The following is a 15,189-nucleotide window of genomic DNA, read 5'->3' as shown; positions in this document are numbered from 1 at the left end:
TATTCACCTCCTATAAAACTAAAATTATATCTTTTAAGGATTTTTCCAGTACATCCATATATTTTTTGACTTAAAGGTATCCTTAACAAAACCCTCCTCTGATATTTCCTCAAGATATTTTTTAACGGCTTCTTTTTTACTGTCACTGAATTCTGACTTTCTCTGCAGCTGAGCGCAGTAATAATTGAAGGCATCTTCCAGGGTTCTTGTTATCTCCCTGTCCATGTTATGATACGTAATTTCGGCATGAATCCCGTATATCCACAATGTGTTAAAGCTTAAATAAATATTTTTGCCATATTCTATATTGGACGGTTCTCTATTAAGTGCTATCCTTTCGATATCTTCCATGACCTTTTCATGCCTGTCTAAATGTCCGCTCATAAAGCAGTAGCCCTTTGAAACCTTCATGAGCTTTTCGAGGCTTTCTCTGCTGTTTATAGCAGGGCTCATTATAGCTGCCGCAAAATCAAATTTTTTATTCCACCCTAATTCGTCCACATTTACTTCTTCCCAGGGCATCTCCAAAAATTTAATATTTACTGCTCCCTCTTTTTCAGCATTTTCCTTTGCATATTCCAGCATCTTCGGAGAAATATCCAGTGCGGTAACATTGCTTGCAATTTGGGAAAGTTCTATTGCGTACTTCCCTGCACCACAGCCTATATCGATAGCATCGCACCCTTCATGCAGCATTCCTTTTTCAAGAAAGAAGCTAACAACCTGCTTAACATTTTTCTCGGATTTGTTGCTGTTAAAGTCCTTTGCCCTGAAATCCCAGTGATTTCTGCTCTCTTCAACAGAAGACACATTGCTGTTCCACAGCTTGTCAAAATAATCGAAATTCACTTTCATCACTCCTTATTTAGAATTTACAGATAGACAAAATCAAATAAAAAACTCCTGATATCCATCCACAAAGATGAAAAATCAGGAGTTCATTGCAAATTTAAACAAACTCTAATACACCACCCTCCATCTCTCGCAGAAGTTTTATGGTTTACAAACAGGCAGGTCTTCTGGCTCAAGTATCATCATCCTTACAGCCTTCCCGGTTGCCCAGTGGCATATTTGCAAGGACTACTCTTTTACAGCGGCGGGACCGCATGGGATTTCAACCCATTTCCCTTTTCATCGACTCAATTAATCGACACCTGTTTATAGTCTTTAATTGGCTCAATAGTAACATGTGAAAAATTTCAAGTCAATTAAGAATTCATTTATTTGCAATCGTAATATTTAATTCTGTATTAATAAAAACTATAGCTAAATTTAAAATATTTTATGCTCTTTAACAGTTATATAAAGAAAAACGCACCTTGCAAAGCATATAAAAATACCTTCCTGATAACTTCGTATTATCAAAAAGGTACTCAAATATCATATTCACAATACTCTATTGCTGTTTGTTCTCATCTCTCCATTCCTTCAATACCTTGCGGGCTCCTGCTATGGTCACAGGTATTTCCTTGAAATCAAAATCATCCTTGTCCTTCAATATCTCCATAAGATGACCTATTCTTGGAAGCCTTAAATGCACACTGCGTATGGCATTTTTTTCGGAAAATACCTGCTTTGGCGTGCCTTCCATTATAATCTTTCCCTCATCCATCACATAGACCCGGTCGCAATAAAGGGGCACTATATCTATATCATGAGTGGAAATTATGATCGTTAGCCCAAGCTCGTCCTGAGTTTCCTGCAATAGCTTCATCAGCTCGCTCACCCCCATAGGATCAAGGCCTGCTGTTGGTTCGTCAAGGACAAGTACCTGAGGCTCCATAACCAATATACCTGCTATTGCCACACGTTTCTTTTGGCCGAAGCTTAAGTTGTGGGTAGGCTTATCCTTTAAGTGGTAAATTCCCGTCCTTTTCATTGCTGTATCTACCCTTTTACGCACTTCTTCCTCCGGAAGCTTCATATTCATTGCCCCAAAGGAAACATCCTGATAAACGCTGGCTGAAAATAATTGGCTGTCCGGGTCCTGAAATACAATTCCAATGGCCTGGCGCAGCTTATTTAGACCTTCTCGTGAATAATCAACGGGTTTCCTGTCAAAATTTATTCTCCCGGAAGTCGGCCTCAAAATTCCGTTTAAATTAAGAAAAAGCGTGGACTTTCCTGCGCCGTTTCCGCCAAGTATTGCAGTCGTCTGACCTTTTTTAATCTCCATATTCACACCTTTTAATGCATGAGTTCCATCGGGGTAAGAATAATGAAGATCAATTACATCCAGTATATTTTCGCTCATTTAATATAAACCCCCTGAATACTGTCTTAAGTACAAAGCAATTAAAATAAAAATTACATTTATCAATACGACACCGGCATATTTTATATTACTTTTTTCAAATTCTTCCTCTAAAACATTAAGCTCTCCGTCATATCCCCTGGCTTCTAGGGCAGTATATAAGTCATTTGAACGTTTATATGACCTTATAAAAAGAGTGGATGCAAGGGCGCCAAGAGAACGGTATCCCCTTTTTATACTTGAATACCCCAGCCTTGAGCTCTGGGCGGTATACATGGTATCTGCCGTATCTAAAAGTATAAAAATAAATCTGTATATAAGGCTCATCATTTCCACCATGAGCTTGGGCACCCTTAGCTTTCTTAAAACCGAAAGCAAATCTATCATAGGTGTCGTCAGAGACAAAAAATACAAGCAGGATACCGAGGCCATAACCTTGAAAAAAAGCAGTGCCGCATCATTTAATCCTTCTTTTGATACGCCAATCCAGAAATCAGACATTTTAAGTGAAACTAAAAAAATTTCAGGATTATTTGATACATTAATGGCTATGGTCAGCAAGCTGATAATCAAAAAAGACATAGGTAAAAGTAACATCTTTACAAAAAGCAGGAAGGGAGTGCCGCCCTTGCAGACGGCAACCCACCCCATTATGGAAAGTATTATGATGGATATCAATATAGAATTTGCCCAAAGACACACTCCGAGGGTAAGCATGGCGAAGACAAATTTCAGCATAGGATCTGTTTTTTTTAACTTTGAAGCATAGGCATATCTATCAATGTTTACCATGAACGTGCTCCGTCCGGCCTTTTTTACGCCCTGCAAAATAACCGATACCGTAGCCTATAATGCCGGCACCTAAAGCTGCCTGGGATGAGAATAAAAGACTTTCAATTTCACCGCTGGGTGGCTCGTATATAGGTGAAAACCATGGCTCATATTCTGTATTTATTTCAGTTATTGCTTCTTCGGCCTCACCGTCGGCACCTCCGAACTCTGCATCCTTTGCAATTATAAGGGGAACAACGGTAATGACGACAACCAGCAATAATAATAAGAGGTTTGTAGTAAAAAGACTGCCTTTACTTGTTTTATTAACTGCCTGACTTTGCATATATTAAGCCTCCTTCACCAATAAATTTAAATCTTGTAATTCGTCTTTGGCATATGCTGATATGGCATTGAATATTATAACTGTCAATATACCTTCGCTTATGGCAAGAGGTATTTGTGTTACGGCAAATATACCCATGAATTTAGCAAGAGATGCAGCAAATCCTCCGACTTCTGCCGGGAAAGCAAGAGCTAACTGTACGGAAGTAGTCATATATGTAACCAAATCGCCTAATGCTGCAGCCAAAAAAACTGCAAGCCACTGGGGGCCTTTTCCCTTCATTACCAGTTTATATACACCGAAGGATACCAGCGGTCCTACTACTGCCATTGAGAAAGTATTGGCGCCAAGGGTCGTCAACCCGCCGTGAGCCAGTAATATTGCCTGAAATAAAAGTACGATAAGTCCTAATACCGACATGGTTGTAGGTCCGAAAAGTATGGCGCCCAATCCTACTCCTGTGGGATGAGAACAGCTTCCTGTTACTGAAGGCAGCTTCAGCGCCGATAATACGAAAGCAAAAGCACCTGCCATGGCAAGAAGTATCTTAACACGCGGGTTTTCTTTAACCGTCTTATTTATTTTAAATAAACCTAAGACTACAAATGGTATTGTGAATGCTCCCCAGGCTATAGCCCATCCTGGCTGTAAAAACCCTTCCATTATATGCATGGCTGAAGCTTTAAAGGGTATAAAGAAAATCATCAGCATTATTCCTAAACAAACCTGCAAACGCTTTGACATAAAATCCACTCCTTAAATTTTAATACTGTCATGTAAAATTGCCAAAACTAAAGCCTCCCGACTTTAGGTCAAGAGGCTATATGAATCCACATAAATAAATTGTCTTCATCAGCTGCACCTCCCTATCCTTCGTAGAGTGTAATGGTGTTTTTAAATACAGGCAGGTCTTCTGACTTAGCATCATCACCATGACACGCCTTCCCGGATAACCAGTGGCTTAGAAGTGTAATGGCTCCACATTTACAGCGGCGGGACCGTACAGGACTTTCACCTGCTTCCCTTTTATAATCTAAATAGATTAAACCTGTATTTCGCAATTCAATTGTCTTCTATATTATATCAAGATATTGGAACTATCTCAATAGCTTTTAAATAATTATTTAATTGACTGCCGAATGCAGGAAGCTTTGAAGGCCTGTTTTCAAAGCTGAATTTTTCCCCTTAAACCCCCGGCTGCTTCCCATTTTAGCATGGGTAAAAATTGTGGTCAAGGTATGGTTCACCTTGTCATGCCTATTTTTCTGCTGAAAGCATCAGCCTATTTGATGCAGGTTATAAAGGGGTAGTCACAAACGACCACCCCTCGGATTACATCAGCCCGCAATGCGGGCTGATGAATATTTTTTAATTCTTCGACATAGAGGCAACAGTATCGTCAATGCGGTACATAATACTTTTTTGCCTGATCTTTTGATTTTCAAGTTAACACCTCCATATTAATAAAAAATAAAAATGGCGCAATTACCCTCTTACCACAAAGAAGCGGCAGAAAGGTAATTAACGCCAATAATAAAATCTGCTTTAAAGAAAACTCCTAAATTTATTTTATTGCCATAGTTGGTACTGCATTAAGGTTCATTAAAAGTTTTGGTCCCAATATTATATTTAAGTTTCACTAATCATACTATCTATGTGCCAACCGGACGGTTACAGGCTGCACATATCCATCTTATCCATCTTACTGTACAGATAACACCTGTTTTGCGGCATTTTCTATGGTTCCGCTCACTACGGCACTGCCTCCCAGTATTATAACGGAGTTTGTGTTATCCTTGTTTATAAATTGAAGCTGGGTGTTTATGGAGGTGTCGTCCACCAGCAGTATGGAACCGTTTATGGCTGCCGCCAAGGCGCAGCCTGACAATGCGTCGGGATAATCCTCTCCTGTAGCCAGCAACACATATTCATTGTAGTTGAAGAATTCGTTAACCCTAAGAGAAGTCTGATACCTGTCCATTCCAAACAGCCTTGTTATTTTTGACGACGGGTTCAAACTGCTTATCTCGCTTTCAATGCTTTTAGCCAGTACGCCTTCTCCCCCTATAACATATACATCTGAAGGCTTAATATTGCTTATATAGCTCTTTATGTTGGAAGGCAAGGTATCCTTATCGCTTAAAAGCACGGGATAACCCTTTATGCTGGCGGCGGCTCCGGCGCTCAAAGCATCGGCAAAACTCATGCCGTTTACAATAACTACGGGAGTGCCTGCTGCAACATTCAGTTCGCCGGCTATGGCTCCGCTGGTCTCAAATCTGTCCTGGCCCCATATTCTCTTTATATTGCTATATCCAAGCTCTTTTAGGCTGTTCTCTATGCTTATATCAACAGCGCCTTCTCCGCCCAGTATGTAAATATTTCCGGACTTATCAAGATTGCTGTTTACATAGTTTATAGCCTTCTGGCTTTCAGCTGCATTATTTCCTGTCAATAATATGGGAGCGTTAAGTTTTTTTGCAAGTACGCTTCCGCTTAATGAATCGGGGAAATTAAGGCCGGAGGATATTACCACATTTTGAAATTTCCCGCCGTCAACGTATGAAGCCAGCTTTTCGGCTATTTTCAAGGAAGTTTCAAACCTATCCTGGCCATATAGCCTTTGTGTGCTTTCTTCACCTGTAACGATGAAAATGTCCTGGTCGATTCCCGGGCCGTCTGCATAATAATTGGTGGTTTGACTTATGGATTCAGCCTTCATGTCATCAGCTTCCGGAGTTTTTCCTCCATCGAACCAGTATATTGAACCCTTTCCGTTTGCAAAGTCTCTGTAGGCGATAATTGCCTGATATGCCTGTTCTGTCGCCATACCATTGACTCCTTCGCGGCCATCCAGCAAATGATAGAATTCGCCGCTTTTCTGCTGGAATTTTAAAATATTCTCTATCAGGTTTGTGTCCTTGGTAAATTGCGGTCCCGCAGGGTCTACGCCATTGGCACAAAGGCCTATTATAGCCTGGGCACAGCTTTCGCTGTTGTTCTCCGTAAGCCAGGAATTAAACCCTCCGTCCTGCCTCTGGGCCTTTGACAGCCATTCTACAGCGCCGTCGACTGCATCCTTTACAGTTTTGCCGCCTGCACTGACATAATCATGATGGGGAGCCAGGGATATCAATGTCATGGCTGTTATATCCACATCGCTTTTTGTGCCGTTCATGTTTAAGTCCCATCCGCCGTCGCTGTTTCTGTTGTTCAGTATATAGTCAAGCATGTATTCCCTTGTATATTTTGCTCCTGCCGGTACTTCATAATTTTTTGAGTCCAATGCAATCAATCCGTATACAACCCCGTTTAACCCTTGAAAATCAATTTCCCTGTCAGGGTATTGAGGATCGTTAAAGTTATATATTTTATCCAAAAGGTTGTACCCGCCGACATTTGCCGGGTCTCCACCGGCTGCGGTCACGGCAAGTGCTGTCCTTTCGTAATCCGTCACCTTATAAAAATATCCGCCGGACTCTTCCAAGGATTTTGCGGCACCCTTCAAATAACTGCTGTTATATCCCTCCGGAAGGCTGAGCCCCGACTTATTGAAGGCCACCGTCTTCCAGTCGCTGCTCCAGGTATTGTTCTTTATTATATAGTTGTGGGTCTTTTCAATTGCCGCATTCACTTTTTGCAGCAGGCTTTGATCCGCTGCCCTCGCGTTTATACCGAATATATTCAAGGTGCTGAATGCCAATAAAAATACCATTATATAAGATAAGATAGACTTTATCTTTCTTTTCATAGTGAACTATCACCCTTTCACTTATATTTTATTTTACATTTACGGTAACGGGCTGAGGCCTCACCAGGTCCTTTAAATTTTTGTCGTTTACTCTTTCCGCCGACAGTATATAAACGCCGGGGGTATCGAATTTAATAACGGCCTTGCCGTCATCGCCTGTAACAACCTTATTCCCATCTACTATAAGGGGACTTCCATTTACATATATTTCTGCTTTCTTTGCAGGCTCCCGGTATTCCTTCCAGGTGCTTATGTCGTTTTTAATGCCGTTTAAGGTTACCGTTACCTCATCACCGGCCTTCACATCGGCAGAATCCATTTCCATTTCGGTTACCAGCGTGTCAAAACCATATACTCCGAAATACCAGAGTATTTCTTCTCCTCCCTTTATGGGAGTCCCGTCACATCCTACGCTAGGCAGCACATTGTTGACCCTGTACATCCAGCCGGAAGTACTCCTGTAATCAAATTCCCTGTTCCCTCCGATCATGGCTACATAAAGGCTCCATCCATAGTCCTGAAGGTCGTAATCCTTACCGGGCTCATATCCCGAATCCTGCAAAAGCTTTACCAGAGCATGGGCAGCTGTGGGCTCTTTAAATTTATCCACACCCCAACCGCTGGAAGGTCCTGCCGAGGAGCCTGATGCTTTGCCTAAATATGGACCCAGATCAAATATGCCTGCCGTTACTGACCTCCTGGGCACCAGAGTCCCATCATAGCCCTCCACTCTTATATATACTGTAGCCTGTTTATCCGGGGCCTGTTCATTTTCATCGCTGCCGGGAGTAACCTGTACGGCAGTTTCTTTTTGGGGCTCCTCATTTTGCCCGGCGCCTTCATTTTCCTTTACATCCTTGCTTTCTTCCTTTTCTTCTTTACCGGGCTCTTCCTTTTGGGTTTCATCAGCCTTTCCTTCCGGCATTTCACTGGTTTCATCTTCTGCCTTAACACTTTCCGGATTCTTTTCCTCTTCTGAAGTTTCACTTATATTGCCGTCTTCTATATTTTCAATCCCGTCCTTGTTATTATCACCGGGAGCATTTACTACCACCCTTGAAGGATTGGGAACAGCGGTATCTTTTTTACAGCTGACTGTTACTAAACAACAAATTAATATGGCAATGACGGCTAAACAGCTTATGATTATCTTTTTTTTCTTATTCATATTGCAGCCATGCCTCCATAAGTTTTAAATTATATATATGATGAAGCTATCAAAATGGAAATTTTGGATGCCATGGAAATTTCGGAGGTATATCCAAATTAATAGCCCACCATATAATCATTTTTTATTGGACTTCTGCAACAACCATATTCTTTCCGGCATCATATCTTGCATCAAGAGCAATCCATTTTTTAGCAACCCTGTCATAGTAGTTGACTTTAAGGCTATTTGCACTTATGTTCTGCATATCCGAAGGATTTACTTTCATAGACACCGTGGTACCCTTTAAGTCCATTCTTTCTTCATTTTTACCGTCTTTGCTTACTTTATATAAGCTCATGCTATATACCGAAGACAGTAATCTGGTGCCGGCAGGTACGGCCTCGTTAACATCCTGCAAAACATCGGCTGCTACATTGTCTTTCCTTATCTCTACAATTTCATCGGAAGTTATGGTTCCTATTGCAGCCGGAGGCAGCCTAAACTCCGTATCGTTAAAGACAATATTAATCCCAAAGCCCGCCGCCTTAAGCTTTTCGATGACATCGCTTTGAAGCTGCAAAGCAGTATTCAAATCCGCATCTTCGCTGAGCCTTATATTGACTACTTTTACGTCGTCACCCAGTGTTGTCCCGGGATTCTCTTCTTCTATTTCCTTAATAATCTTGTTTATTTCATCAATTTTTGTTGAGATTAAATTTGAATCCACTGCAGCTACTTTCTTGCCATCTTGTCTGGTAACCTGTAATTCACTCTCGCCTATATAAACCTCATCAATCCTGTTCTTGGCTTCATCTACTACCGGGTTGCTGGGTTGTGGAGTTGAACCGTTGCCGCTAGTTGGTGGTGGTCCAGATGTTTCACTGGTTACCTTTATAGTTACCGGTATGGGCCTTACTATATCTTTTTGGCTGCCTTTGTTGTTTTCTCCATATCTTACGGCAGACAGGGTGTAGGATCCGGCCTTATCAAATTTTATCGCCGCATTTCCATCTTTGTCTGTCTTTACAACCTTTCCGTCCACCTTGTATTCTTTACCGTTCACCAGTATGGTAGCATCTGCTATTTTAGCTGTTGTGTGCTTATTGGTATTTATATCTGCACTTGTTCCTTCAAGTTCCACCGATACTTCTTCTCCGGCTTTGACCTCTTTCTTATCTGCAGTCAGCTCGGTAACCCATGTTTCAAATCCAAAGGCCCCATAAAACCATAATATTTCGTCGCCTTCTTTTAATAATTTTTCCTGGCATCCTACATTAGGAAGTCTCTCGTTTACGCTATACATCCAGCCTGACATAGTTCCACGTTCTATTTCCCGGTCTCCCCCTATCATGGATATATACAGGGCGTATCCGTAATCCTCAAGTCTGTAATCCTTATCCTTTTTAAAATTTATACCCTTAAGCGCTGTTACTATAGCATGGGCATTTGTTGGCCCGTCAAACTTATCCACACCCCATCCTGGTGAAGGCTGTGCCGAACTGCCTGAAGCTTTTGATAAATACTCCGTTAAATCAAACAGACTTACTTTTACCCTTTTTCTAGGTACAAAGGTCTCGTCATATCCTTCCACTCTTATATACACGCTTACTTCTTCCGGCGTAGGTGTTGGTCCCGGCCCGCCGCCACCTTTTGTAACTGTTACGTCGCACGTATCCTTTTTACTCCCGTCCGCTTCACTGGCTACTTCTATCTGAGTGGCGCCCTCTTTTATGGCCGTGACATTTCCATTCTGGTCTACCGTAGCTATCGCAGTGTTCGAAGACTTCCACACTAACTTTTTATTTGTGGCATTTTGAGGCAAAATGGTAGCTGTCAGTGTTTCACTGTCCCCTACTTCCAATTCTAATGTGTCTTCATCTAATTCTACGCTTTGAACTGCAATTTCCTCTGAAGATTTAGTTGAGAAACTGAAATCTCTAAGCTCACCGCCTACGTTTACTTTTCCCTGATAATTCAGGCCTTCTTCCGTATTAAATTCAAAACTAAAATTCCCTGCGGAATCCGTTTGGGCGGCGTCTATATAATATTTTTTATTTCCGCTCCAGGTCTGAATCATAACGTTTTTTGAAGGATGATCCGAAGTACCGTTTATCGTTATTTCCGCGCCGTTAACCGTAATATCTAAACCTACCTGTGCAAAAGCAATACTGCTCATAGTCATTACGATAAGTATAGCTGCAATAAGGCTTTTAAATACTTTTTTCATTTTTTACCTCCTTTTGGATTTAAGGGGACATACCTGATCTTTTTGTGTGGTGTTCCTGACAAAGAGACAGCATGTCCCCTATTTTAATGTGCATCTTGCAGTATCAAATGTATTAAATTCTGCAGTGATCATTTAATTCTTCATTCTACACCTATTGTTACGGGGTCAACCAGCACGTTCATCAACGTACCTTCATTAACAGACTCTATATTGTCACAGATTATTGCTTTAACAACATAGTTCCCGGTGGGCGGTATAGTAAAACCGGCTACAAATACTTCCTCTTCCGAAGCAGACAGGGCCTTCTTCACATAGCTGTAATCACGCATTTTCATAGTATTTTTTTCATACAATACCACTATGAATGTAACATCCTGATTCCCATCCGAAATGTTTTTTATAGCGAAGCCGACTGCTTGAACCTCACCCTTAGTAATGGGCTTTACGTCTATCCTATAGGCTTCAACCTTCGCCCCTTCCTGGGCCTTGGTTGAAAAACTGAACTCTTTGGTTTCACCGGCTACGTTTATTTTCCCCTGGTAATCCAGCCCTTCTTTTGTATTGAATTTAAAATGAAAATCCCCTGACGAATCTGTCGTTGCGGCATCTATATAATATCTTTTATCTCCGCTCCAGATCTGAATAGTGACATCCCCTGAAGGGTGGTCCGAAGAACCGTCTATTGTTACTTCTGTTCCGCTAACCTTAATATCTAAATTTACCTGTGCAAAAGCTGTGCTGCTCATAACCAACATGATGAATATGGCTGCTATAAGGCTCTTAAATACTCTTTTCATTTTTCGCCTCCTCACATTAATACAAACTGCAATATCAAATACAAGTGTGATGCTGCAGCTGTTGTTATTTGTTTTTTACTCTGCATATATGATGATATCGTCTGACAATTCTTCCATATACTCGGAATCATTACAGATTACTGCTTCAATATAATAGTCTTCACCATCATCAGGTATGATAAACCCGGCCGTAAATACTTCTGATTCCCCTGCCTTTAAAAATTTCGTCACATAACTGTAACTCACTATTTCAGGCTCATCACCATTTTTAGTTAGTTCTATCCATAGTATGACATATTGGTCTACATTAGAAATATTTTCTGCAGAGAAGCTGACTTGTGTGCTTGACCCCTTGCTTAAGCTTTCTTCCCCTATCCTCTCTATTACAATAGGGTAGTCGGCGTAATTTATAGTGTATGTCTCAACGCTTTTGTTTCCTGCCGAGTCTTCCGCTTCTATTTCTAATATATTGTCTCCGTCTATCACATATCCTTTATATTGCCCGTCTATTTCTTCTAAGATTTCTCCATTTAACTTAACTACCGGAGTTACAGGTCCGTCTACATTATCGATGGCAGTTACTGTAAATATAAATTGTCTATCTATGAGTACATCTCCATCCGGAACTGTTACCGTAATAACCGGCGGAGTCTCATCTTGCTCATCTGCCCACCAATAAATAGAGCCTTTTTGGTCAAGAAAATAAATATATTGGTCGAGCGCATACAATGCCTGTTCCGTTGCCATTCCATTCCACCGTAATGTTCCGCTGCTACTTTTTACATGGGCGAATCCCTTATGTTCCGGCAATTCAAAGCTCAACAGCGCATCGATGACATTCTTGCCATTCTTGGTAAACCTTTCACCTGTCGGGTCTATACCGTTTGTGCACAGTCCCATTATCACCTGGGCACAACTTTCTGAACTTAAAGAACCCATGGTTCCATAGCCTCCGCTCAAGTCTTGTGCAAAAGACAACCAGTCTACAGCCCTGTTTATTGCAGCCTGCACTTCAGGATAGTCGGAATTATTATATGGAGCCAGCGCCGTCATAGTCATTCCTGTCATGTCGGTGTCGGCACTTGAACCGGATAATGCCCATCCGCCTAGCTCTTTATAAGGGTTGGCTGTACTATTATTACTGCATTCGGCATTCAATATCTCATCTATCAATCTTTCTCTTGTCCAGGCTGCACCGGAAGGCAGTTCATATTGTTTGGAGTCATAAGCTATGAGTGCAAAGATATAAGCATTAAGCCCCTGGTCGCTTAAATTGGCGTTGCTTATCCAGTTAATGAGATTTATTTCCCCTATATTTGTGGGGTCTCCGCCTGCAGCCAGTATGCTCAGCACTTTCCTTTCCGCTTCCGTCGGCTTTCTGGTAAATTCATCATTGATATTGGCGTTTATATAATCTGCTGCATTCTGCAAATAGTCAGCCGGTATCAAATCCCACCTTCCTGCCCTTACCAGTCCGATTACCATCCAGTCGCTGCTATAATTTTCTTCTTCCGCGCTTTCAATAGCACCCTCTATTGCCTGCTCCGCTCTTTCCCTGAAAGGATTGGTAATTGTAAATTCCACCTCATCCTTTATATTTAGATCATCTTTTAATGCGGCTTCCAAAGCTATGGTGCCTGAAGATAAGGCAATAAACTTATTGGGTACTTCTTCGTCCATCCTGCCTAATTCTTCATCGCTTACGGAAAAGCTTAAATTTCCTGCAGGAACTGCCTGCCCAGCTTCGTCTTCAACTTCAAGCTCTATTTCATCTCCTACTTTTACATTGTTAAAGGAATTGACTATAGTTATGGTGGGAGTGGTCACTGCTTGAGTACTATAAATGAAAACTTCTTTATCCTCTTCCTCATTTTCACTTTGAGGCATTTCTGCCGGCATCTCATTTTCTTCATCTGTTCCTGTTTCAATTTCATTTCCCGGATTTTCTTCGTTTACATCGTTTTCTTCGTTTATATCTGTATCAGTATTTGATATTTCTTCATTTATAGTGGTATCCTCCGGCTCTTGTGCCCGGGCTGTTTCTATAGTTGAAAATCCGCTGCATACTATGGATAACATCATAGTAAACACAAGGACTCTGCATATATTCTTTTTTAATATTCCGGTTTTTTTACTAAACATTTTTTACCTCCTAATCATGCTTTGTAAAGGTAAACCAATTAATAAAGAAATTCCTCCTCTCTTTTATGCGCATAAATTAATTGCTATAATTAAGTTGTTTACATCTATGTAAACAGCATTGCCAAGGGGGAGAATTTAATATTTGTGGTTAAAATTATTTAACCAGTTTCATGAATTTACTGAGGCTTACGGCACATTGTGCCCTGCTGACAGTTTCACCGCTAATGAAACTGTCAAACTCAAGCTTTTCAGCTTCCAGATTTTTATTTATAAGTTTTCCCCCATTGAGCAATGCTGGAATCAGCTCATCGCTCCTTATTTCTCTTTCCTTTTCACCTTCCTTATCTAAGCTATCAATACCCTGAAATATGCCCTTTTCCAGGCAAAGCTTTATATAATTGTCCTCACTGTCTATTTCCAGGACATCTGAGTTTTCATTTACAAATTTAAGCTCATCACCGCTGTATTTGCTGTAAAATTCATCCTGCAGATTCAAAGCATTGACCATGTACCTGGCAAGCTCTCCCTTTGTTACATTCTTATGGGGTTTAAAGGTGCCGTCGGCATAAATATCAATAACATAGTCATATGCTGCTTCCACTGCCTCATTATAGCCATAGTCCCCTTCCTTGAAATCACTGAACAGCAGCTTTTCTGATTGGGGCCTGTTTGCCTTATAAAGCTTTGTATAGGTCGTTTCTTCGTTGTAAGCATCAGCCATACCGTATAAGGCTTCATAAGTAGTCATGCTGTTGTCGTATACGGGAAGCATATCCTTTTCATCCAGCACATGGGTAAAGGTGCCGTTTTCAAGCTGGTGCTTCAAAATGAATTCTACAGGCCCGCAGTCCTTAGTTTTTTCCCAGGCCTTGTCAAGAGGATTTTCCCCATGCATCAGCAGTGCCTGTATTGCCCATATAGTGCTTTCAGGGTTTTGTACTCCCCAGGACTGGAAGCCCCCGTTGTCAAGCTGCTGGTTTTTTAAGAATTCCAGCGCCCTTTTAACGGGCGGATAATTCGTATCCATTTTCAATATGCTGAAAGCCATAAGGGTCGATGCCGTCATGTCCACATCGGAGGTCACCTTCAAATAATCTTCCTTGTCGCTGTAATCCTTAACATCCCAGGTAAATCCCCCGTCAACATGCTGGTTTTTCTCCAGCCACCTTATAGCCTTATCCCTATTGGGGGTGGGCTCTCCGGCACAGTAAAGTGATATTATCCCGAAGCACTGGGAATTAATGAGATCATCCCCTATGGGCACTTTTGTCCGGGTATCCTTTACGGAATCCGCAAAATGACCGTTTGGAAGCATGGTTTCTTTTACCGTCTTTACAAAGTCAATGCCTCCGAAATTTCTGGGGTCCCTGTTGGCAGAAACTATTCCTATCAGCGTCCTCTGGTAATCGGTATTTTTAGTTTCCGAAAGCCCCTCTTTTGCTTTTACCTGTTCTTCCCTCCAGTAAGCGGCATTTTTCCCGTTTACGGTCCAGACAGGACCGCTTATATCCTCTCCAAAGCCATACAGTCCCAGAGCGGGCCAGTCCATTAAGCCGGCGAATTCCCGGGGCTCATAGGTATCATAGTAGTGCTGTATGGTCTTTTGAGAGGCATCGTAAATTTTCTTTTTAAGCGCTGCCTTTCTGCGGGCATTGCTGTTTGCGTAGCCCATACTCCCGATGCATATTAAAGCTGCAAGAACCATCAGGATGATCCTGACCGGTTTTTTGTTTTTCATTATATAAACTTCC

11 protein-coding genes and 2 riboswitches are annotated in these 15,189 nt (G+C 41.4%); all 11 genes read right to left on the bottom strand.

Features of this window, described 5'->3' with window-relative positions; all coding sequences use genetic code 11:
• Nucleotides 1-33 precede the first annotated feature (33 nt).
• The 11 genes from OXPF_RS13870 to OXPF_RS13820 all read right to left on the bottom strand — a co-directional run bounded on the left by OXPF_RS13870 (nt 34) and on the right by OXPF_RS13820 (nt 15,176).
• A complete protein-coding gene (locus tag OXPF_RS13870) occupies nt 34-849 on the bottom strand; it encodes a class I SAM-dependent methyltransferase (protein WP_054875819.1) in 816 nt (271 codons plus the stop codon).
• A gap of 143 nt (nt 850-992) precedes the next feature.
• Nucleotides 993-1,173: riboswitch (cobalamin riboswitch) on the bottom strand.
• Nucleotides 1,174-1,396: 223 nt separating this feature from the next.
• Nucleotides 1,397-2,254 carry an ATP-binding cassette domain-containing protein gene (locus OXPF_RS13865; RefSeq protein WP_054875818.1) on the bottom strand — a complete coding sequence of 286 codons (858 nt, stop codon included), beginning with the start codon at nt 2,252-2,254 and terminating at the stop codon, nt 1,397-1,399.
• The gene (gene cbiQ, locus OXPF_RS13860; protein ID WP_054875817.1) at nt 2,255-3,046 is read right to left on the bottom strand and encodes a cobalt ECF transporter T component CbiQ; all 792 of its coding nucleotides are present in this window, start codon (nt 3,044-3,046) and stop codon (nt 2,255-2,257) included. It abuts the gene before it with no gap.
• The gene (locus OXPF_RS13855; protein WP_054875816.1) at nt 3,033-3,371 is read right to left on the bottom strand and encodes an energy-coupling factor ABC transporter substrate-binding protein; all 339 of its coding nucleotides are present in this window, start codon (nt 3,369-3,371) and stop codon (nt 3,033-3,035) included. The genes cbiQ and OXPF_RS13855 overlap by 14 nt, the downstream gene beginning before the upstream one ends.
• Nucleotides 3,372-3,374: 3 nt before the next feature.
• Nucleotides 3,375-4,115, bottom strand: coding sequence for an energy-coupling factor ABC transporter permease (locus OXPF_RS13850; RefSeq protein ID WP_054875815.1), 741 nt, complete (start codon nt 4,113-4,115; stop codon nt 3,375-3,377).
• A 142-nt stretch (nt 4,116-4,257) separates the two neighbouring features.
• A riboswitch (cobalamin riboswitch) is annotated at nt 4,258-4,438 on the bottom strand.
• Between the two features lie 635 nt (nt 4,439-5,073).
• Nucleotides 5,074-7,122, bottom strand: coding sequence for a cell wall-binding repeat-containing protein (locus OXPF_RS13845; protein ID WP_054875814.1), 2,049 nt, complete (start codon nt 7,120-7,122; stop codon nt 5,074-5,076).
• Nucleotides 7,123-7,150: 28 nt separating this feature from the next.
• The gene (locus tag OXPF_RS13840) at nt 7,151-8,290 is read right to left on the bottom strand and encodes a DUF4430 domain-containing protein (protein ID WP_054875813.1); all 1,140 of its coding nucleotides are present in this window, start codon (nt 8,288-8,290) and stop codon (nt 7,151-7,153) included.
• Between the two features lie 124 nt (nt 8,291-8,414).
• Entirely contained in the window at nt 8,415-10,499 is a 2,085-nt protein-coding gene (locus OXPF_RS13835; protein WP_054875812.1) for an Ig-like domain-containing protein, read from the bottom strand.
• 140 nt (nt 10,500-10,639) lie between these two features.
• Nucleotides 10,640-11,296, bottom strand: coding sequence for a hypothetical protein (locus tag OXPF_RS13830; RefSeq protein ID WP_054875811.1), 657 nt, complete (start codon nt 11,294-11,296; stop codon nt 10,640-10,642).
• Between the two features lie 75 nt (nt 11,297-11,371).
• Entirely contained in the window at nt 11,372-13,438 is a 2,067-nt protein-coding gene (locus OXPF_RS13825; protein ID WP_054875810.1) for a hypothetical protein, read from the bottom strand.
• A 154-nt stretch (nt 13,439-13,592) separates the two neighbouring features.
• Nucleotides 13,593-15,176 carry a prenyltransferase/squalene oxidase repeat-containing protein gene (locus OXPF_RS13820; RefSeq protein WP_054875809.1) on the bottom strand — a complete coding sequence of 528 codons (1,584 nt, stop codon included), beginning with the start codon at nt 15,174-15,176 and terminating at the stop codon, nt 13,593-13,595.
• Nucleotides 15,177-15,189: the final 13 nt, after the last annotated feature.

This window comes from Oxobacter pfennigii (assembly GCF_001317355.1).
GTDB lineage: Bacteria > Bacillota > Clostridia > Clostridiales > Oxobacteraceae > Oxobacter > Oxobacter pfennigii.
The sequence above is the reverse complement of the archived record's forward strand: the minus strand, read 5'-3'. Positions and strand labels throughout refer to the sequence as shown.